The 19019-nt window shown below is 67.5% G+C and carries 17 protein-coding genes and 1 pseudogene; 8 read left to right on the forward strand and 10 right to left on the reverse strand.

From position 1 onward, the window contains the following. Positions 1-227: 227 nt before the first annotated feature. The 3 genes from OSC30_RS14080 (at position 228) to OSC30_RS14090 (ending at position 2903) form a co-directional block, all read left to right on the forward strand. Positions 228-1898: a peptide-N4-asparagine amidase gene (locus OSC30_RS14080; protein WP_267172501.1), complete on the forward strand. Its 1671-nt coding sequence runs from the start codon at positions 228-230 to the stop codon at positions 1896-1898. A 139-nt stretch (positions 1899-2037) separates the two neighbouring features. Then, on the forward strand, positions 2038-2568 hold the full coding sequence (locus OSC30_RS14085) for a DUF2058 domain-containing protein (protein WP_267172502.1): 531 nt from the start codon (positions 2038-2040) through the stop codon (positions 2566-2568). 158 nt (positions 2569-2726) lie between these two features. Beyond that, positions 2727-2903 (forward strand): DUF3606 domain-containing protein, encoded by a 177-nt coding sequence (locus OSC30_RS14090; protein WP_267172503.1) that lies wholly within the window; start codon positions 2727-2729, stop codon positions 2901-2903. Positions 2904-2952: 49 nt separating this feature from the next. On the opposite strand, the gene OSC30_RS14095 is transcribed toward OSC30_RS14090, so the two are convergent. Then, positions 2953-4158 carry a serine hydrolase domain-containing protein gene (locus tag OSC30_RS14095; protein ID WP_267172504.1) on the reverse strand — a complete coding sequence of 402 codons (1206 nt, stop codon included), beginning with the start codon at positions 4156-4158 and terminating at the stop codon, positions 2953-2955. A 227-nt stretch (positions 4159-4385) separates the two neighbouring features. On the opposite strand from OSC30_RS14095, the gene OSC30_RS14100 reads away from it, so the two are divergent. Then, positions 4386-5150 (forward strand): COG4705 family protein, encoded by a 765-nt coding sequence (locus OSC30_RS14100; protein WP_267172505.1) that lies wholly within the window; start codon positions 4386-4388, stop codon positions 5148-5150. 172 nt (positions 5151-5322) lie between these two features. Here the strand turns inward: OSC30_RS14100 and OSC30_RS14105 are convergent, their stop codons facing one another. Together OSC30_RS14105 and OSC30_RS14110 are read right to left on the reverse strand one after the other, a co-directional pair. Beyond that, entirely contained in the window at positions 5323-5904 is a 582-nt protein-coding gene (locus tag OSC30_RS14105) for a hypothetical protein (RefSeq protein WP_267172506.1), read from the reverse strand. Between the two features lie 229 nt (positions 5905-6133). Then, positions 6134-7330: a serine hydrolase domain-containing protein gene (locus OSC30_RS14110; RefSeq protein ID WP_267172507.1), complete on the reverse strand. Its 1197-nt coding sequence runs from the start codon at positions 7328-7330 to the stop codon at positions 6134-6136. A 171-nt stretch (positions 7331-7501) separates the two neighbouring features. Here OSC30_RS14110 and OSC30_RS14115 point away from each other — a divergent pair, with 171 nt between their 5' ends. The 3 genes from OSC30_RS14115 (at position 7502) to OSC30_RS14125 (ending at position 12014) form a co-directional block, all read left to right on the forward strand. Then, the gene (locus OSC30_RS14115; protein WP_267172508.1) at positions 7502-9613 is read left to right on the forward strand and encodes a putative bifunctional diguanylate cyclase/phosphodiesterase; all 2112 of its coding nucleotides are present in this window, start codon (positions 7502-7504) and stop codon (positions 9611-9613) included. A 234-nt stretch (positions 9614-9847) separates the two neighbouring features. Then, on the forward strand, positions 9848-10279 hold the full coding sequence (locus tag OSC30_RS14120) for a TolB-like translocation protein (protein ID WP_267172509.1): 432 nt from the start codon (positions 9848-9850) through the stop codon (positions 10277-10279). 181 nt (positions 10280-10460) lie between these two features. Next, positions 10461-12014, forward strand: a complete 1554-nt coding sequence (locus tag OSC30_RS14125) for a BCCT family transporter (protein ID WP_267172510.1) — start codon at positions 10461-10463, stop codon at positions 12012-12014. A 174-nt stretch (positions 12015-12188) separates the two neighbouring features. Here the strand turns inward: OSC30_RS14125 and OSC30_RS14130 are convergent, their stop codons facing one another. Then, positions 12189-14054 carry an aspartyl protease family protein gene (locus OSC30_RS14130; protein ID WP_267172511.1) on the reverse strand — a complete coding sequence of 622 codons (1866 nt, stop codon included), beginning with the start codon at positions 14052-14054 and terminating at the stop codon, positions 12189-12191. A gap of 72 nt (positions 14055-14126) precedes the next feature. Then, complete coding sequence (locus OSC30_RS14135; RefSeq protein ID WP_267172512.1) at positions 14127-14933, reverse strand: helix-turn-helix transcriptional regulator; 807 nt, start codon at positions 14931-14933, stop codon at positions 14127-14129. Between the two features lie 283 nt (positions 14934-15216). On the opposite strand from OSC30_RS14135, the gene OSC30_RS14140 reads away from it, so the two are divergent. Beyond that, complete coding sequence (locus OSC30_RS14140) at positions 15217-16809, forward strand: carboxylesterase/lipase family protein (RefSeq protein WP_267172513.1); 1593 nt, start codon at positions 15217-15219, stop codon at positions 16807-16809. A gap of 112 nt (positions 16810-16921) precedes the next feature. Here OSC30_RS14140 and OSC30_RS14145 read toward each other — a convergent pair whose 3' ends face one another. The 5 genes and pseudogenes from OSC30_RS14145 to OSC30_RS14165 all read right to left on the reverse strand — a co-directional run. Next, positions 16922-17074 (reverse strand): hypothetical protein, encoded by a 153-nt coding sequence (locus tag OSC30_RS14145; RefSeq protein WP_267172514.1) that lies wholly within the window; start codon positions 17072-17074, stop codon positions 16922-16924. 143 nt (positions 17075-17217) lie between these two features. Next, positions 17218-17532, reverse strand: a complete 315-nt coding sequence (locus tag OSC30_RS14150) for a hypothetical protein (RefSeq protein ID WP_267172515.1) — start codon at positions 17530-17532, stop codon at positions 17218-17220. A gap of 233 nt (positions 17533-17765) precedes the next feature. Beyond that, positions 17766-18168: pseudogene (locus OSC30_RS14155) on the reverse strand (transposase); the annotation flags it as partial. A 211-nt stretch (positions 18169-18379) separates the two neighbouring features. Then, positions 18380-18829: an addiction module antidote protein gene (locus OSC30_RS14160; protein WP_267172516.1), complete on the reverse strand. Its 450-nt coding sequence runs from the start codon at positions 18827-18829 to the stop codon at positions 18380-18382. Position 18830: 1 nt separating this feature from the next. Next, positions 18831-19019, reverse strand: a 189-nt coding sequence (locus OSC30_RS14165; protein ID WP_267172517.1) for a type II toxin-antitoxin system RelE/ParE family toxin, incomplete at its 5' end; no start/stop codon positions are given.

Genomic DNA, 19019 nt, shown 5'->3' on the forward strand with positions numbered 1-19019 from the left:
ACATGACAAACGAAATTCCAACATCCGACGACGCGGGGGGTTCATGGAGGATTCCTATGAAACGTCTATCGCCATCGTGCCGCGCGATCGCGGCTCTGTTTTTCACTCCTGTTTCGGCCTCGTTCGCCTACCAGGCAGCGCCGGCCCCCATCCAGCCCATGGCAGTCGGCTCGACCGGCCCGGCCACGAGTGCGCCCCATGTGCCCGTCCCACGCAGCACCCCCTGCGTGGTCGACCTGTTCCAGGGCCAGTCTCTGATGGAGCAGGGCCAGGGCATGCCGGAAAGCGGAACCCACTACACCTATGTCCCGCCCGCCGGTTGCCGGGGACCTTGGGCCAAAGTGGTGCTGAAGGTCGCTGTCGACGAGGACGGTTTCACGGATGCGGCCAAGGCTTATATCCGCCTCGGCGGCATCAAGATCTTCGAGGGATCGTTGTCCGGTATCGCCTCGAGCGCCCCGCCATCTCCGTCAGAACCAGGTTGGGAGGCCGAGCGTGACGTGACCGACCTCGCCTCGCTGCTGGCCAACCCGCACAACGGCCAGGTCGGCCTGAAACCGGAACAGGCCATCTGGCAGAACAACATGACGAACCAGGGCGCCACCCTGAGCGCGCAGTTGCTGTTCTATCGCGCGTCCTACGCCACGCCGGCACAGAAGACGCCCGATGCCGTGTTCCGGGTCATGCCGCAGGCGGACACAGTCACGCTGCCGCACAACATCGTCCGCGCGTATCTGGACGTCTATAACCAGGAGCCATGGTGGTTCACCTGCGTACCCGACCATGAGCTGCACCGGGGGTGGCCCTTCTGGAGCGAACTGGCCCCGGGCGGGGCGAACAAGATCGGCATCTACGAGCCCTACCAAGGTTGTAGCGGCGGCAGCTTCGCGGAAATACAGGTGAGCATCGACGGCACGCCTGCCGGCGTCGCGCCGGTCTTCCCGCTGCTGTCGTCGAGCCTCAACTACCGTTTCACGAACATGGTCAATGCCCCGACCCAGCCGCCGCAGATGCTCGACTACATGCCTTATCGGGTGGACCTGACCCCGTTCGCGGCCATCCTCAACGAAGCGGGCGAGCACACGATCGCGCTGAGCCGCCCGGCAAGCGCCTATCTGCTGGTCTACCAGGACAAGCGGTCCACGCGCGTCAGTGGCGCGGTGACGCTCAACTCCCTGGCAGGATCGCCCAGTTCGCCGGTGGTAAGCGATACGCTCGAACAGGCGGGCGATACGGTATCCGGACAGGTCGCGACCGGTCTGGATCGCAATTTCAAGATCACCGGCTTCGTCAATACGTCGCACGGTCGCGTGACATCGTCGGTCCATCAGAGGAGCCATTTCCAGGACACGCAGACGTTCTACCTCGATGGCCTGCAGTTCCCCGAATACCTGCATTACCGGCAACACCTGCAACTGAGCAGCTGGACGCTGGAACACAGCCGCCGCACAAGGGGCGGGGCCGTGCTGGACAACAACCTGCTCACGACCGCTTACCCGCTGACATGGCGGTATGACATGGACGGCTACACCATCGACGATAATCCCGACGACACCGAGGCGATCCCTTCGAAGGGAACCGTCAGCGTCGAACAACGACGCAACCTGGATGCGTCCTACGACCACCACGGCCACCGCCGCTACGCCAGCGGCGTCCGCGAACGCTTCGAATCCAGCCGCACCTTCGACGTGCAGGCCGCGCAGAACAGCAACTGGCAGAGCACCGCCCGTTACCACTTCTACGACAACCGCGGCAGTTGCTACCGGACGGCGTTGACGGCGCTCGATGGCGCAGTGACCGGCGAAACCCGCGGCCTGGGCTGCCCCGACGGGCACAACCACGTGCGCTGGTTCGCTCATTCGGACGGCTCGCCCGACAGCCTCGGATGGATGCATTGACTCACTTGGAGGGCGCCCGGAATGGCGCCCTCTTCCGCCGACCAGGAGATTCGCGTCTCCCGTCACCCTGAGCGGCCAGGCGCCCGGGACGGCGGGCAGCGCTACAATCCGCGCCCCATCAGCCGCAGTCCGTTCCGCCATGCGCAATCTCCTGCAAGACCAACTACTCAAGGCCGGCCTGGTCAAGAAGGGCAAGGTCGACCAGGTGGCGCGCGAGCAATCGAAGCTGCGACAAGGCAAGGCCGCGGCCGGTCCCGGTGCCGGGCAGGTCGAGGCGCAGCGGTTGAAGGTCGAGCGCGACCGCGCCCTTGCCGCCGAGCGCAACGCACAGGCGCGCGCCAGCGAGCTGCGCGCACAGGCGCGGCAGATCGTCGATGCGCACAAGGTCGAACGCCGCGGGGAGATCCCCTACCGCTTCGCCGACGGCCAGCGCATCACCAGCGTGCTGGTCGACGAGCGGCTGCGTTCCCAGCTGGCCAGCGGGGCGCTGGTGATCGCACGCCACGGCGAAAGCTACGAACTGGTGCCGCGCGCCGTCGCCGACAAGATCGCCGAGCGCGATCCCGACCTCATCGTGCTCGACCATGGCCGCGCCGGACAGAAGCCGGCCGCTGACGATGACGATGCCTACTACCAGCAGTTCCAGGTTCCCGACGACCTGATCTGGTAGCGGCCTGCCCGGCTGGAACCCGGCGCCGCGGGCGAGTAAAGGCAGCCGGCTGTTCCCCTCGTGGGTGAACGCACGCCACGGCGACCACCCGGGTTCCACCGTCCTTTAACCGTGCCGGTGCCACAACCAGGCGCAGGACAGCCGACCCGGAGCCTGCCATGAGTGACAACCTCGACGATCGCGGCCCTGCCGACCGCACTCGCGTGAACATCGACGAAGACTACGAAGCCCGCTACTGGGCCAACAAGTGGGGCGTCAGCCAGGACGAACTGCGCGCCGCCGTGGGCCGCGTCGGCGTCATGGCGGACGATGTCGAGCAGGCGCTGAAACACTGAACGTTCCTCCGGACAAGGCGTCGCTCAGGCGCGCCTTGCCCGGATCCGATCAGTGCGCCGCCGATTCGCCCTCGCCATCGACCGCACGCTTGATCGCGGCGACGAACGCGCGCCGCGCCTCGACCAGCGCCTTGCTGGTGGCCTGCGGCCACGCCGCCACCTGGGCGATCACCAGCTTGCGTGCCGGATCGACGTAGACCAGCTGGCCGAAGATGCCGATCGCCGCATAGCTGCCATCGGTGTCCGTCCACCACAGATACCCGTAACCGCGATCGGGCTCGTCGACATCGGCCTGGCGGCGCAACGCGCCCTGCAGCCACGCGTCGGCGATCACCGGCTTGCCGTCGATGCGGCCGCCCTCGAGCATGAACTGGCCCAGCCGCGCGTAGTCGGCCAGGGTGGCCGACAGCCCGCTGCCGCCGGTATCGCTGCCATCGCATTCGTCCTTGATCCAGTACGCGTCGGCGGCCATGCCGAAGGGCTGCCAGACAGACCGTGCCAGATAGCCGGCCAGTGACTGGTGCGTGGCCCGCTGCACCAGGATGCCGAGCAGGTCGGTCTCGGCGGTGTTGTAGTTCCAGTGCGTGCCGGCCGGCCATTGCCGCGGCAGCTTCGCCAGGTACGACAGCACGTGCGCGCGGCCGCCGACGCAAGCACCGTCGTACATTTGCGCCACGTCCGAATCGGCGTCGGCGTAATCCTCGTTCCAGCGCACGCCCGAACGCATCGTCAGCAGCTGTTGCACGGTGACGTCGGCGTAGGCGGTGCCGTGCAGTTCCGGGATGTAGGTGGCCAGCGTGTCGTCCATGCTGTGGATGTAGCCCTGTTGCAGCGCGATGCCCAGCAGGGTGGAGGTGACCGACTTGGCCACCGAGAACGAGGTCCAGCGCTGCTGCGGACCGAACCCGGGCGCGTACCGCTGCAACCGGACGTGGCCGTCCTGCAGCACCATCACGCCGGCAATGTGGTGCTTGTCCATGTAGCCGGCGAGCCAGGCCGACGCGTCCTGCCCGTCCATGGCCAGCGGCCGGCCCTGCGGCAACGCGCGCACGTGCTTGCCGTGGGCGGCCCGGTCGCTGGGAAACAGCTCGTACATTTTCGGGAAGCGCGCCTCGCGCTGCGCCTGGGTCCAGAACAACACCGCCTCGCGCTGCTGGCCGATGGTCGGGGTGGACGGCCCGGTGGCTGCCGAAGGCAGCGACAGGACCAGGCAGAAGGTGGCCGCGAACAGGCGGGTGGCGAGGTTGGGACGCATATGGGGGAACGGCCAGGGTGGGGGAACGGCCATTTTAGCGGGCCGGGCCGATGCGGGCTGCGGCATCCGGGAGCGCACCTGTGCGCGATCGAGGACCCCGCGCTCCACGCGGTCGCGCGCAGGTGTACTCCTGCAAAGGGCGCGCAACGCCATTCAAGGTTGCCGCTAAGGGCGGCGTAAGGCCCGCCGCCTAGGGTGGCAATCCACCGTACCGACCGCGGCAGGCCATGCACCCCCACGACAAGCACGCGAGCAAGGTTCCCGAAGTCACGCTGCTGTTCTGGGTCACCAAGATCCTCGCGACCACGTTGGGCGAGACCGGCGGCGATGCGGTATCGATGTCGATGCAGCTGGGCTACCTGGTCGGCACGGGCATCTTCGCGGTGATCTTCGCCGTCGCGGTGACCACGCAGATCCGCGCCACCCGGTTCCACCCGTCGCTGTACTGGCTCACCGTCATCGCCACCACCACGCTGGGCACCACGCTGGCCGATTTCGCCGACCGCTCGCTCGGCATCGGCTACGCCGGCGGCGTCGCGCTGCTGCTGACGCTGCTGCTCGGCTCGCTGTTCGCCTGGCATGCACGGCTCGGCTCGGTCGCGGTGGATGCCATCACATCGCTCCAGGCGGAAGGCTTCTACTGGGTGACGATCATGTTCTCCCAGACCCTGGGTACGGCGCTCGGCGACTGGACCGCCGACAACGCCGGACTGGGCTATCTGGGTGGCGCTGTCATTTTCGGCACGGCGCTGATGATGCTTGCCGCTGCCTACGCGTGGACCCGCATCTCGCGCGCGGCGCTGTTCTGGACCGCATTCATCCTGACCCGGCCGCTGGGCGCGGTACTGGGCGATTTTCTCGACAAGCCGATCGACCACGGTGGCCTGGCTCTCAGCCGCTACAGCGCCTCGCTGGTGCTGCTGGCGGCGATCGCCCTGTGCGTTTTCGGCTTTCGCCACCGTGCCGCGGGCGGATCCCGCGCGGTGCGTTGAGCCCGGCTCGGCCAACCACATGTGAGCATCAGCTCCTCCGCTGCTCGCAGGGGAAGGTTGGGAGGGAGTGCCTGTTCGGAGCGAAAGAGCCCCCCTCCCCAACCCTCCCCTGCAGGCAGGGGAGGCAGCAGATGGCTTGTCGATTGGGACTCGTCAGAGCGGCCGCCAGCGCTCAAAGCTCCGTGTAGCGCGCGCAGGAGACGCGTGGATTCCACATGGAGAACACGCCGACCGGATTGTGCTTCCATGCCCACACATGCAGGCTGTAATGCGCCGGCAGGCGGAAGCGGTTCGGTCCCTCGGAGTAATCGAACAACTGCCCCATCAGCGTCGGCGGCGAGCCATCGGTGTGCGTGCCGTCCCATGCCTCCGCGATCGCCAGGTACTCGGCCGCGACCAGGCGCATCCGTCCGTTGCCCAGTGGCTCGTAAACCAGCAGTTCGGGGTGCGCCACATCCACCACGCCGTCGCCGAGCAGGCTGGCCTTGAGGTAATGCGCACCCATGGCACCCATGTCCGGTCCGCTGACACACCCGAGCACCGGGACGTAGCCGTCCATTTCGGCCCGGGACACATCCCGGTAGCGGTAGGTGGCGTCGCGAACCGCCTGGACCAGCGGGCCGGCCCGGTGATGCGTGAAGTTCCACGCTGCTTGTTGTTCCGACTGCGAGTCGGTGCCCGCGGCGGTGGATGTTCCGGCCAGCAGTGCCGCGGCGCAGAGGCCGATGAAGACCGCGTCGAATCGACGTTTCATGATGTTCTCCCGGATCGGATGGTCGATCCCCGCCCGCGCTTGCTGAGCGCAAGCCGGCAAGAGACGGGGACCGATAAGAAAGAACACCGCCTGCGCGCGAGTTGCGACATGCCGGTTGATACGAAAAACCCTCTCCTCCGGGAGAGGATTGGGAAAGATCCGGCCCTTGCGGCCGGCTCCCGGCACAGCCCGGACCGGCTGCCGTTCCGCCAGACGCAACCGAACGGATCTAGTGCGCCAACGCTTCCTCGACCGCGCTGAACGCCGACTTCCCGCCTTCGCGTTCGTCCGGCATCCCGGTGGCGAACCACACCACGCCGGCGCCGCCCTTGCGGTCCACCCACAGCCCTGCCTGCAACCCGTAGGCGGAACCCGAGTGGCCCACGCGCGCCACGCCATCGCCGAACGGATCGTCGCGGCAACCCTCCGTGGGCGTGGCCAGCGTCTGCACGGCCAGGCCGTAGCGGCAGAAGAAGCCCTGGTCGACGTCGCCGGTGTCTTCCTCGTAGGTCTTGCCGTCGCCGGTCCCGTACTGCCACTGCGGCGTGATCATCGCCTGCACCGATGCGGGCGTCAGGAACCGCTTGCCGTCCAGCGTGCCCCGGCCCAGCAACAGGCGGCCGATCCGGGCCAGGCCGTTGGCTGAAATGCGCAGGCCGCCCTGCGGCGAGAACAGCGCGCCGTTCTCGCCGGCACGCCAGCGCGACAGATCGCAGCTTCCGTCGCTGGCCGGCATCACCGGGCATTCGGGCTTGCGGCCGTGATTGTCGTCCTTCACCGGCTTGCCGTCGGTGTCGTACAGCACTACGGCGCGGGCGGCGGTGGCCGCATCGCAGGCGTCCCAGTTGAAGCAGCCGTCGATGCCCAGCGGACGCAGCACGAGCCGTTCCATCAGCTTGTCGAAGCGCTCGCCGGTGGCGCGCTCCATGATCTGCGCCACCAGCGGAAAATTGAGGTTGGTGTAGCGAAAATACGTGCCCGGCGCGTGCGCGGTGTCCCATGCGCGCGGATCCTTCACGATGTCGCGCAGGGATCCGCCCAGCGGCGTCTGCCAGTAGCCTGCGCCGTCGGTGAGGCTGGAGCGGTGCGACAGCAACAGGCGCAAGGTGATCGGCGTGTCCGGGAAAGCCGGGTTGCGCAGCGTCCAGCCAAGCAGGCCGGACGCATCCGCATCCAGGTCGAGCTTGCCGGCCTCCACCAGCCGCATTACGCCCAGCGTGGTCACCAGTTTGGAGATCGAGGCGATGCGCACCGGGTCGTCCGCGGTGACCTTGCGGCCCGTTGCCTTGTCGGCCAGGCCGTGCACCCGCGTGGCGGTGATGCCGTCGCGGTCGAAGGCGACGCGCACCGTGGCGACGGGCTCGTCCGCCCGGGCGGCCATGCAGACCACCAGGGACAACAGGCAGGCAATCCACCTCAGAGGCATGGTTCTCTCCGTTTGGCTGGGCGGAGACGGGGAACCGGGGCCCCTGGCATCGCGCCAGCTCCGTGCAGCCCGAACCATACCCGGTCAGCGTTGGCCGCGCTGAAGTTGACCGGCGGCATGTGGTGGGTTAACTGTGGCTCGAATCAGGGACGAGGGGAAAGCATGACCAGGATGCCCACGTTCGCAGCGTGCCTGTTGGCGCTGTGTCTGCCGCTGGCGGCGGCTGCCCCCAGGACATTGCGCGTCGTCGGCGACAACAACTATCCGCCCTACCTGTTCATCGGCCCGGACGGCAAGCCGCAGGGCTACGCGGTGGATGCGTGGAAGCTCTGGGAAAAGAAGACCGGCATCAAGGTGGAACTGACCGCCACGAGCTGGGCCGATGCCCAGCATCGCCTGCAATCCCGCCAGGCCGACGTCATCGACATGATCTTCCGCACGCCCGAGCGCGCGGCCAGGCTCGATTTCACCCGCCCCTTCGCCACGGTCGAGACGGCCATCTACGCCGATCGCGAGCTCACCGGCATAGCCGATGCGTCGGGCCTGAGGGGCTTCGTGGTCGGCGTCCAGCGCGGCGATGCCTGCGTGGAACGACTGCACCGGGCCGGCGTGTCGAGCACCCGGGCATACACCAGCTACGCCGACATCATCGGCGCCGCGCGCAGCGGCGACATCCGCATCTTCTGCATGGACCGCTCCCCGGCCGAGTACTACCTCTACCGCCTGCACGCCCAGGACGAGTTCGTGAAGGCGTTCGATTTCTACGGCGACCGCTTCCGCCGCGGCGTGCGCAAGGGCGACGCGGCGACGTTGGCCCTGGTCGAACAGGGCATGGCGAAAATCACCCCGCAGGAGCGGCAGCAGTTGCAGGACAAGTGGATGGGCCAACGCGTCGACCTGACCGGGTACGCGTCCATCTTCAAGACGGCGGCATCGGTGCTCGCGCTTGTCGGCATCGTGCTGCTGGCCTGGATCTATTCGCTGCGACGGGCGGTCAGGAAACGGACGCGCGACCTGCGTTTCCTGGCCCACTACGACCCGCTCACCCGCCTTCCGAACCGGCACCTGCTGCTGGACCGCATCAACCACGCGCTGGCGCAACCAGGCATCGCGCTGTCCGTGCTGCTGGTCAACCTGGACAACTTCAAGCGCATCAACGACCGCTTCGGCCACCCGCTCGCCGACCAGCTCCTGCAGCAGGTTGCCGAGCGGCTCAAGGCCCTTGCGGACCCGATCGACACGGTGGCCAGGCTCGGCGGCGACGACTTCGTGCTGACCCTGCGCTCGAGCGATGTCAGCCAGGTCACCGCGCTGGCCGAACAGGCGCGCCAGGCGATCGCTGCCGTCCTCGTGCTCGAGGGCGAGGAGGTGTTCCTCAGCGCCAGCGTGGGCGCGAGCCTGTATCCGCACGACGGCGAAAACGGCGTGGTGCTGCTGAAGAACGCGGACACGGCGATGTCCCGCGCCAAGCAGAGCGGGCGCAACATCATCAGCTTCTACCGCGCCAGCCTGAGCGCGCAGGCCAGCCACTTCGTCACCATGGGCGCCTCCATCCGCCGCGCGATGCAGCGCGGCGAATTCGAGCTGTTCTACCAGCCACAGCACTGCCTGCGCTCGTCCCGGATGCAAGGCGTGGAAGCCCTGCTGCGATGGCGCAGGGACGGCGAACTGGTGTTGCCGGCCGAGTTCATTCCGTGCGCAGAGGAGCTCGGACTGATCGAGGAGCTCGGCGAGTGGGTCATGAAAACCGCCTGCCGGCAACTGGCCGATTGGCGGGCCCGCGGCGCACCCGCGCTGCGCATGGCCGTCAACCTTTCCGCGCGGCAATTGACCAGCCCCGGCCTCGTGTCCGCGGTGGAGTCCGCGCTTGCGCAAGCACGGCTGCCCGGGGACCTGCTGGAGCTGGAAATCACTGAGAGCGCACTGGTGGGCAGCGAAGCCGAGATCAGCGCCACGCTGGAAGCCATCCGCGCGCTGGGCGTGCGCATCGCCATCGACGACTTCGGCACCGGCTATTCCTCGCTCGCCTACCTGCGCCACCTGCCGGTCACGGTGATCAAGATCGACAAGAGCTTCCTGGACGGCGCGCCCGAGGACCCGGCCGCCGCGGAGGTCATCGGCGCCATCGTCGCCATGGGCCACGCACTCAACCTCACCGTCGTGGCCGAGGGCGTGGAGAGCGCCCCGCAGGCCGCGTTCCTCGAGGAGATCGGCTGCGACCTCGCGCAGGGCTGGTTCTACAGCCGCGCCGTGGCACCGGAGCAGATCGCCAAGGCGCTCTAGCGGAGCCAAGCCGAAGCGACGACTGCGACGCCGAACGCTTCCTCAGTCCGGCCGCCGACCTGTTCGTGATCGATACCGCCACGGGCGACGCAACGCTGGTCGCGGCTACCGTCCGGGCGCCCTACGCCGGATGGGGCGTGGGCGACATTCCCCATGACGGCCACGAGGTGATTTACGGCGTCGTCTACGACACGCACCAGCCTGGTCCCTGCAACCAGCCGACCGATTCGAGCCATGGTCTGGTGCGCCAGGAACCTGCTGACGGGAGCGACTGCCCGGTTGACCGATCCCGGCAATGTCGTCCAGCTCGGCTTTCAGGGGCAGGCGCTGATTTCGCCTGACGGTTCCGAAGCGTATCTGGCAGGCACGGCCGATCTGAGCGCCTTCAACCCCGAGGTCGAACTTTACGGCGTCAAGACCGACGGGAGCGGCCTGCGCAGGATCACTTCATCATGCATCGCCATGGATTCGGCGACCTCCATGCGGTGGCAACCGGTGCGGCTGTCGCCGGATGGCAAGCGGATGCTCGCCAACTGCCATACCGAACACTTCCCGCCCGCCCCCGTCGTGCGAACGGACAAGATCATGATCGTGCACCTCGACGACGGCAGCGCCTGCTTCGTGACCCACGGCCGGGCATACGACTGGCACGTACCGACGACGTAGCCGCAGAAAGGAGGCGCGGGCCAGAGTGCTGCCTGGCCCGCGCTTGCACCTGGCAGGACCACGAGGTTCTCGTGCCGGGCGCGAACGCGGGTTCTCCGCTGTCCGCCACAGCGTGTCCCATCATGCCGGGTTCGCACTCGACCCTAATAATGGCGGGCACCTTTTCCGCATGGAGCGCGTCATGGTTTTTTTCGTCGCCCTGGCCTTGCTGGTGCTGCTGGTCGCCGTCGGCAGCCTGGCGCCGCAATGGCTTTCCGTCTCGATGCACAAGGTGCTCGACGGCACCATTGCCTACGCCGGATGGTTCTACCTGCTGGTGGTGTTCTTCGTGGTCGCTTTCCTCGTATACCTGGCGTGCAGCCGGTTTGCCCAGTTGCGCATCGGCGGCGAGGAGGCGGAACCGGAATTCTCCGGCACCAGCTGGTTTGCGATGCTGTTCTCGGCGGGCATGGGCATCGGGCTGGTGTTCTGGGGCGCGGCCGAGCCGATCTCGCATCTGGCCGAGCCTCCGGAAGGCATCGAGCCGATGAGCAACGGTGCAGCATGGGCCGCACTGCGCTATTCCTACTTCCACTGGGGCCTGCACCCGTGGGCTATCTACGCCGTGCTGGGGCTGGCGCTGGCCTGGTTCAAATTCAACCGGGACGCCAAGGGGCTGATCAGCGAGCTGCTGCGGCCGCTGTGCGGGCGGCTGGTGGATGGCTGGCTGGGCGGGCTGGTGGACGTGCTGGCGATCATCGCCACCGCCGTCGGCGTGGCCACCTCGCTGGGCTTCGGCGCGCTGCAGATCGGCGCCGGGCTGAACCACATGTTCGGCCTGCCGCAGACCAGCGGCACGCGGCTGGGCATCATTGCGGTGGCGCTGGTGCTTTACCTGCTTTCCTCCACCACCGGGCTCAACCGGGGCATCAAGTGGCTGTCCAACCTGAACATGATGCTCGCCACCTTGCTGCTGCTGGCGTTTTTCGTGTTCGGGCCGACCGGCTTCATCTTCGATGCCTTCACCAGCACGCTGGGGCAGTACCTCAACTACCTGCCGTCGATGAGCCTGCGCATGACGCCTTTCACGCAAGGCACCTGGGTGGCCGACTGGACCATCTTCTACTGGGCGTGGTGGATCAGCTGGGCGCCGTTCGTCGGTTCGTTCATCGCACGCGTCTCCTACGGTCGCACGATCCGCGAGTTCGTGGTGGGCGTGCTGGCGGTGCCGGCGGCACTCAGTTTCCTGTGGTTCGCGGCACTGGGCGGCACCGCCCTGCACATGCAGCTGGCCGGCCAGGTCGATCTGGTCGCGGCATTCGCCCATGGGCCCGAGCAGGTCCTGTTCGGCGTACTCGACTCGCTGCCCTGGGCAGGGACGCTGGCCGTGCTGGCGACCGCGCTGCTGCTCAGCTTCTTCGTCACCTCCGCAGACTCGGCCACGCTGGTGCTCGCGGCGATGTCCTCCCATGGCGCGCTCGACCCGCCGAACTGGAAAAAACTGGTGTGGGGCGTGGTACAGGCGGCGGTGGCAGGAACGCTGCTGGTCGCCGGCGGGCTGGACGGGCTGCAGTCCATGGCCATCATCAGCGCCCTGCCCTTCGCCCTGATACTGATGGCCGTCTGCTTTGCCTTGCTGAGCGTGCTGCGCGAAGAGGAGACCCGGGTCGAGCACGAAGAAGTGGCACAGCGTCAGGCGTTCCGGCGGTGGCTGGCCAGGGAGCGCGATGGCGGGAAGCCTGAACGACCAACCTGACCGGCCTCATCCGGCAAGAACGGCCAGGCCGCAAAAAGGCCGGGCTCGTCTGTTGTTTGCGGCCGGATCAGAGCCCTCCGTCTGGCGGGCTCTGATCCGGCCTGCCCCATGTCCCGCCTGTTGGCGCAAGCACACCGGTTCGATGCCCGTGGCGAGGCCGGCCCTCGGGATCGCTCACGGGGCGACATCGCGTAACTGCATCTGCAGCCGTCGGCCATCGCCGAGCACAAGCTCCAACGCGGTGCCTTCGCGCTGCCAGTGGGTCATCTCCCGCAGCTGGCCCTGGCCGATGGATGTCGCCGGCTGGCCGTCGACGGCGACGATCTCATCGCCCTGCTTCAGGCCAGCCTGCGCCGCCGGACCGCCTGATATCACCCAGCTCACCCGATAGCGGTCCGGCCGCCCCGCCGACTTGCTGGCACGGAAGCCCGCCGTGGCATAACTGCGCTCGACCTCGTGATCGCGCGGCAACAACACCAGCTGGCCGCGGCGATAGTCGAAATGCTGGTTGAAGCGCGCGAGCACGTCCTGCCCGATGTTGGCGGCCTCGCTGGGGTTGCCGGTGGCGCCCGCGTCCGCCCGGGTGAGCAGGCCGACCACGTTGTCGGTACGCCAACGGCCCAGTTGCAGGCTGCGGATATGGGCGAGGTGGGCGGTGTAGCTGCCACCCACGCCACCGGTCGGCCTGGGCGCACCCTTGGCGTAGCGCGCGTCGATGCCGTTGCGCGCGGCCCACTGGGGAAACACCAGGGTGATCCCCGAGTTGCCCGTGTCGATGCCGAACACCCCGTCGTGCCCGTCCAGGCGGCCATCCACCAGCGGCATGTCGTAGGTGAAGCGCAGCGGCAGCACGTTACCTTCCACGGCCGCCGGCGCGTCGCCATGGTCGTAGGGTTCGAGCACCAGTTGCTGCCGGTCGTAATCGAACGTGACGGCGAAGCGCTGGAAGATCTCCAGCCCCAGGATGCCGGCGATCGGCTCGCGCCCCTCGCCGCGCTCGCACATCTCGAACGGATAGGGCATCACCAGGAAGGTGAGGTCGCGGATGTCCGCCTGGCCCATGCCCAAGTGCGCGACCTTGGTGTAAGCCGTGCTCATCGCCCCCGGCCCGGAACCGGTACTGGAGCCTTGCCCCTGCGTGGACAGGCCCAGCTTGCGCGCCGCATCGGCCGTGAGGATCGCATGGCCGCCCGTATCGAGAATGAAAGGCAGCGGGCCGTGGCCATCGATGCTTGCCTCCACCAGCAGGCGGCCGCCTTCCAGGTGCATCGGGGTGATTGCGCGCCGTGCGTCGCCGGCCATCGTCACGTCACCCACCTTGTTCTGCGGCCGCTCCAGGCGTTGGGTGGGTACGCGGTCGATCCAGCGATAACGCTGCACGGTGACGGTGCTGTCCGTATCCACGCCGCCGCCCGTCGTCACCGCCCGCCGGTCGAGGCGGAACGGCAGCCAGCTGCCCGCCACCGACCGGTAGTCGCCATAGCGCCAGGTGACGTGCAGGAACGAGCTTTGCCAGGTGGCGTGGTCCAGGCGATGGGTCGCCGGATCGATCCACAGCACGATGGCACGGCCGCCCGCCGGCGTCGCTTCCAGGCGCTGGAAACGACGCCCGTCCTCCTCCGCATCGGGCAAGACACGGTAGTGCGCGCCATCACCCGCATCGAGAAAGCCGAATCGACGCAGCCAAGTCTCGCTGGCGGCCACGATGACCGCTTCCCGCGAGTCGTAGGGATGGGTCAGACCGCTGGCGCCCCGGTGCCAGCGGCCGTGCCCGTCGTAGCCGTCCGCCACCGTGAACACCGGGTTGTGCGCCTGTTCGGCGAAGTAGCCGTTACTCAGGTCGACCGTCAGTTGCCAAAGGCCTTCCATCCCCTCGGACCGCTGGCGTCCCTCGGCCACCAGCGCGGCGTGGCGGGACAGTGACCCGGCACCGTGCGCGTGCCTGAGCTGGCGCAGCAGGGTGTCGGCGTCCGTTGCACTGGCGAGCGCCGGCAACAACAAGGCGAGGAGCAGGTACAGGAGCGGGTTTCGCTTGGGCATGGGGTCTTCCGTGTGCGCGGGGCACCGATACTGCCCCGGCCCTGCGGCGGCAGCTAGGACGAGCACGATGTTTCAGGACGCGCTTTGCATCCGCCGCCGGAAATTGCGCGGCGTCTCCCCGGTCATCCGCTTGAACACGCGCGCGAAATGGCTCTGGTCGGCAAAACCGGCCTCGGCCGCAACCTCGGCGATCGGTCGCCCGTCGTCCGTCAGCGCCTGGCAGGCCCGACGGATGCGCAGCGCGCGGCGGTACTCCCCCACCGACATGCCCTGTGCCCGCTGGAAGCTGCGCGCCAGGTGCGCCGGATGCACGCCGGCCGCCTTGCCGAGCTCGGCCAGCGACAAGTCCGCCAGGGGGTCGTCGTGCAGCCGCTCGAGCACCGCGGCCAGCCAGCCCGGATGCCGGTCCTCGCGCTCGCCACGGCAGGCCAGCGCCACCAGCTCGAGCACGGCGGCCTGCAAGGCCAGTGGGGCGGCGGCATCGGTGGCCGCCAGTTCGCGTCCGACGCGCGCCAGCAGGCGCGGTGTCTCCGGCAGGCGCAACAGCCGATAGTCGCCGAGCAGGCTGCGGATCGCGCGGTCGTCAGCCAGTTCGCGCGACAGGAAGATGCTCAGGCACTGCGCCCCCGTCGCCGCGAAGCGATTGGCATGGCGATGCCCCCGCGGATGCACCAGCAACAACCCCGACCTGCAATCGGCCTCTCCGCCGCGATCCCGCTGCACATAGCCCCCGGCGCCCACCAGGCACAGGTACGCCTCGTCGTGCTCGTGGAACGGCAGAGTGCCCTCGCCGGCGTACTGCGTGGCGGTCACCAGCAGCCCGCCGACGGAACGGCGGTGCAGCGGCGAACCGAAATTGGCGCGACCAAGGCGATGCATCGCGACAGTGTACGGAGGCGCCGCTGATGGCCATGTGCCATGGGTCAGGGAATGCGGGAACGCGGCAGGCAAAAACGCGGGTCAGGGTGGGCTGGCCCGGGCTTCCCTTTGCGTTTCGGTTACCTGGTTTCCAGCTACGCTCGCGCGATGGATGGTAGGAGGCAGCACGCGCCCGTCAGCGCTGCGCGTACATGCAGCCAAGCCAGCCATTCCTTGGACAAGCGAGGCGATCATGATCCACACGCACCGTCGATCCGGTTCTCCCTTTTCCCGGACGCGCCTCATGCTCGGTGCGCTGCTCGCCCTTGCCAGCCCGATCGCCTTGGCCGCCGCCCGTAGCGCCGACGCGCCACCGCGGGTGACGGTGGACCAAGGCATGCTCGAGGGCAAGCTGGCGCACGTTCATGGCACGGTGCTGCGGGAGTTCCAGGGCATCCCTTACGCAGCGCCGCCACTGGGCGAACGGCGCTGGAAGCCGCCGCAACCCGCGGCCTCCTGGCAAGGCGTGCGAGCGGCAACCCGTTTCGCGCCGCGCTGCATGCAGCTGCCACTGTTCGGCGACATGGTGTTCCGCTCCAACGGCATGGCCGAGGACTGCCTGTACCTCAACGTGTGGACGCCGGCCAGCGACGCGCGCGCGGGCTTGCCTGTGTTCGTCTACTTCTACGGCGGCGGCTTCGTCAGTGGCGATGGCTCGGAGAACCGCTACGACGGCGCCAGCCTGGCCAGCCGCGGCATGGTCACCGTGACGGTCAACTACCGCCTGGGCGTGTTCGGCTTCCTGGCCCTGCCCGAGCTTGCCGCCGAATCCCCGGTGCACGCGAGCGGCAACTACGGCCTGCTCGACCAGAACGCCGCGCTGCGCTGGGTCAAGGGCAACATCGCCCGTTTCGGCGGTGATCCGCGGCGGATCACGATCGGCGGCGAATCGGCCGGTTCCATCTCGGTCAGCGCGCACATGGCCTCGCCGCTGTCGCGCGGGCTGATCGCCGGCGCGATCGGCGAGAGCGGCGCCTTGATCGCGCCGATCGCACCGCAAAGCCAGGCCGAGGCGCAAACGCAGGGAGCCGCGTTCATGCGCAAGGCCGGCGCCGCGACGCTCGCCGCGCTGCGCGCGATGCCGGCAACCGCCCTGCTCTCAGCCAGTGCCGCGCCGGCACCGGACATGGGACCGGACATCGACGGCCTCTTCCTCACCGAGCCACCCGCCGCGACCTTCGCCCGCGGCGACCAGGCGGACGTGCCGCTGCTGCTGGGCAGCAACACACAGGAAGGCTTCTACCCGAACCTGCTAGGCAGGCTACCGCCGACAGCGGCGAACTACCGCGCGGCCGTCACGCGGCTGTTCGGCGACCAGGCCGAACGGGCGCTGGCGCTGTATCCCGGCGGCGATCGCGCGCAAGTCGAGCGCTCGGCCAGCGACCTGGCCGGCGACCTGTTCATCGCGCACAGCACCTGGCGCTGGATGAACCTGCAGCGGCGCACCGCCGACGCGCCCGTGTACTTCTACCTGTTCGCCCGGCCGCGACCCGCCAAGCGCCATCCGCTACCCGGCGAACAGCCCGACCCCGGCGCCGTGCACAGCGGCGAGATCGAATACGCGCTGGGCAACCTGGACAGCAACCCGGTGTACGCCTGGACGCCCGCCGATCACAAGGTGTCGCGCGTGATGGAGGGCTACGTCGAACGCTTCGTCAAGACCGGCAACCCCAACGGCCCCGGCCTGCCCGCATGGGCGGCCGTAGGCAACGCGGATGGCCCTGTGCCGCGGCAGCGGATCGACGTTGATACCGGCACCATCAACGACACCGGCGCGGCTCGCCAGGCGTTTCTGCAATCGTTCATCGCGACGCACCCGGCGATCGCGCTTCCCTGAAGAAGACCGCGCAGGGTGCAGGCGGCCGGACGGTGGGCCTAACTGCCCCGTCTCTTTGTCGCAGCAGGGCAGCTGGCTCATGCAAGCCAGCGTGCCCATTCGGCGGAAGCGGCTAAGGCAAACCGCTTCCCGTGCGCAGCGGAGCCCGTGGGTGGTAGCGGCGTGTTTCGGCGGTGTGCTGGCGATAGGCCAGGAGCAGGCCCCAGATCAGAATGGCGACGCTGAAGGCGCAGGTGAGGATGCCGATGGCGGTAAACACGATCATGGCGACTCCTTGGCGAGGGCAAAGGCAGGCGTGTATCCAGACGTGTTGCGGGGGCAAGCATAGCGCGCGGGAGCACTGCAGGGGCTTGGTGGGCAACCTGCTTCCGAGGAAGGGGCTCTGACCGGCTTAAGTTGGAGTTCGGTCTAGTGCTCGGGCCGCAGCCCGAACAGCCTGCGTAGCTCACCACGCAACTCTTTGTCGGCGTCCAGAAGCAGAGGTTCCGAACGATCGAGCCGGGAGGCCGCGCCGACCCACCCGGGGCCGAACCAGAGCATGCACAAGACGCGACCGTCCCGAGCTTGGAAGGCGACGCTCGTCTCACCCGTGGGGTAAGTCGTGCTGGCCGCGTGCCACTGGCGATGCTGGATCAGTTCCAGAGCCCGTTCGATAACAAGGTGTTGTCGGACCACGTGGGTGGATTGATCGGTGTAGCCGTCCTCCACCGTCGCATAGGCCACATCGCTGGCCTCCGGAAACAGGGGCGCTGGCCTGCTCGAGCAAGCACAGAGAACACACACAAAAGCCAAGATGACAGCTCGCATCCGCCTTCCGCTATGAAAGTGCACTCTGCGCTGACCCACATTTTTGCAGACGTGTCGCGGGGCAACCATAGCGCGCGCGCCACTGCAGGGGCTTGGCGGGCGACCTGCTTCCGCGGAAGGGGCTCTGACCCTGAGGTTTCCCCACGTTTTCACGCCAGGATCCTCATCTGATCGAGTACTGATGACGGGAGCGCTCGTAAGCGCTGCAGCCACTGCGATGTTCGTTCCAAAGGCCACGCTCGGACCAGTGCTTCGCGTCCGATTCGCAGGACCGAGTAAAGCCGGCGTGCGGAGGCAACGGGCGATAGCCACCGGTCAACGCCCGTAGCCTCGCAGGCCAAGCCGGCCAACCAACTGGCGAAGGCCGCCAGTGCATTGACCAGCAAAAGGATCTCGATGCGCTTGCCACCACGCGTCAGACTGTCCTCGAAGCCTTGGCCATAACGGTGCGATTTTCAGATCGCGAAACGACAGTTCGATCTGCATGCGCCGGCTGTAAAGCGTGACCAGGTGGCGTGCGCTGAGCGTCGTCAGCGCAGGCGAGGCTACGATCCGCCGAAAGAGGGTCAGGTTCACTTCGGGACGCGCGATGAGCGAATGTGACTCCGTTTCTAATGTGACTCCGTTTCTAGTGCTGCCCAAGCGGAGAACGCGTCTAACCCCTCCGCCCGCTTTATTCGCCCGGAATAAGGGCACGCTCACATGGCATGGCGATGACGAGAACGCGCCGCTGGCGCAGGCCGTTGCACGGCGGGGAGTGACATCAAGCGCGAAGTTTGGCCGCTTGGGCTGCCTTGGCTGCGGCAAGCTTTCCTGTCTTTTTCCGCTCGTAAACCCCGACGTTAGCCTTTGTCACCTTGTTCTTTGATCCCTTGTTTGGCTTCTTGCCAGAAGGCACAGCCTTCTTCAGCGAAGCCGGCGCAGGTCGACGAGCGGGGCTAACTCCCATCTTGAAGCCAAGTGCGCGGACGACCTTTCCTACGGTTGCGTAGCCATGGGTCGCACCAGGCTTCAACGCCTTGTAGAGGCTCTCGCGGCCAACGCCAGCATCCTTGGCCAGCTGAGCCATGCCGCGCGCCTTTGCAACATGGCCGAGCCCGCGTAGAAGCTCATCGTCATCGCCATCGGCCATAACTTGCGAGAGGTACTCGGCAATGGCCTCCTCGCTGTCGAGAGAGTCGAGGATGTCGAAGGTCGTTAGTTGAAGGGTCATATCAGACTTCCTTTGCAAGCTTGGCAGCGTGCTTGATGTCGCGCCGCTGGGTCTTCTTGTCACCGACGTCCCCCCGCCTTTGAGTAGCACATCGGTTTGGAGTCCAATCCCCCATTCGAAGGAGATTGGACGTGAAGAAGCGTTTTTCCGAAGAGCAGATCATCGGCTTCCTGCGTGAGGCGGAAGCCGG

This window comes from Frateuria hangzhouensis, assembly GCF_026410505.1.
GTDB classification, from domain to species: Bacteria; Pseudomonadota; Gammaproteobacteria; order Xanthomonadales; family Rhodanobacteraceae; genus Frateuria_A; species Frateuria_A hangzhouensis.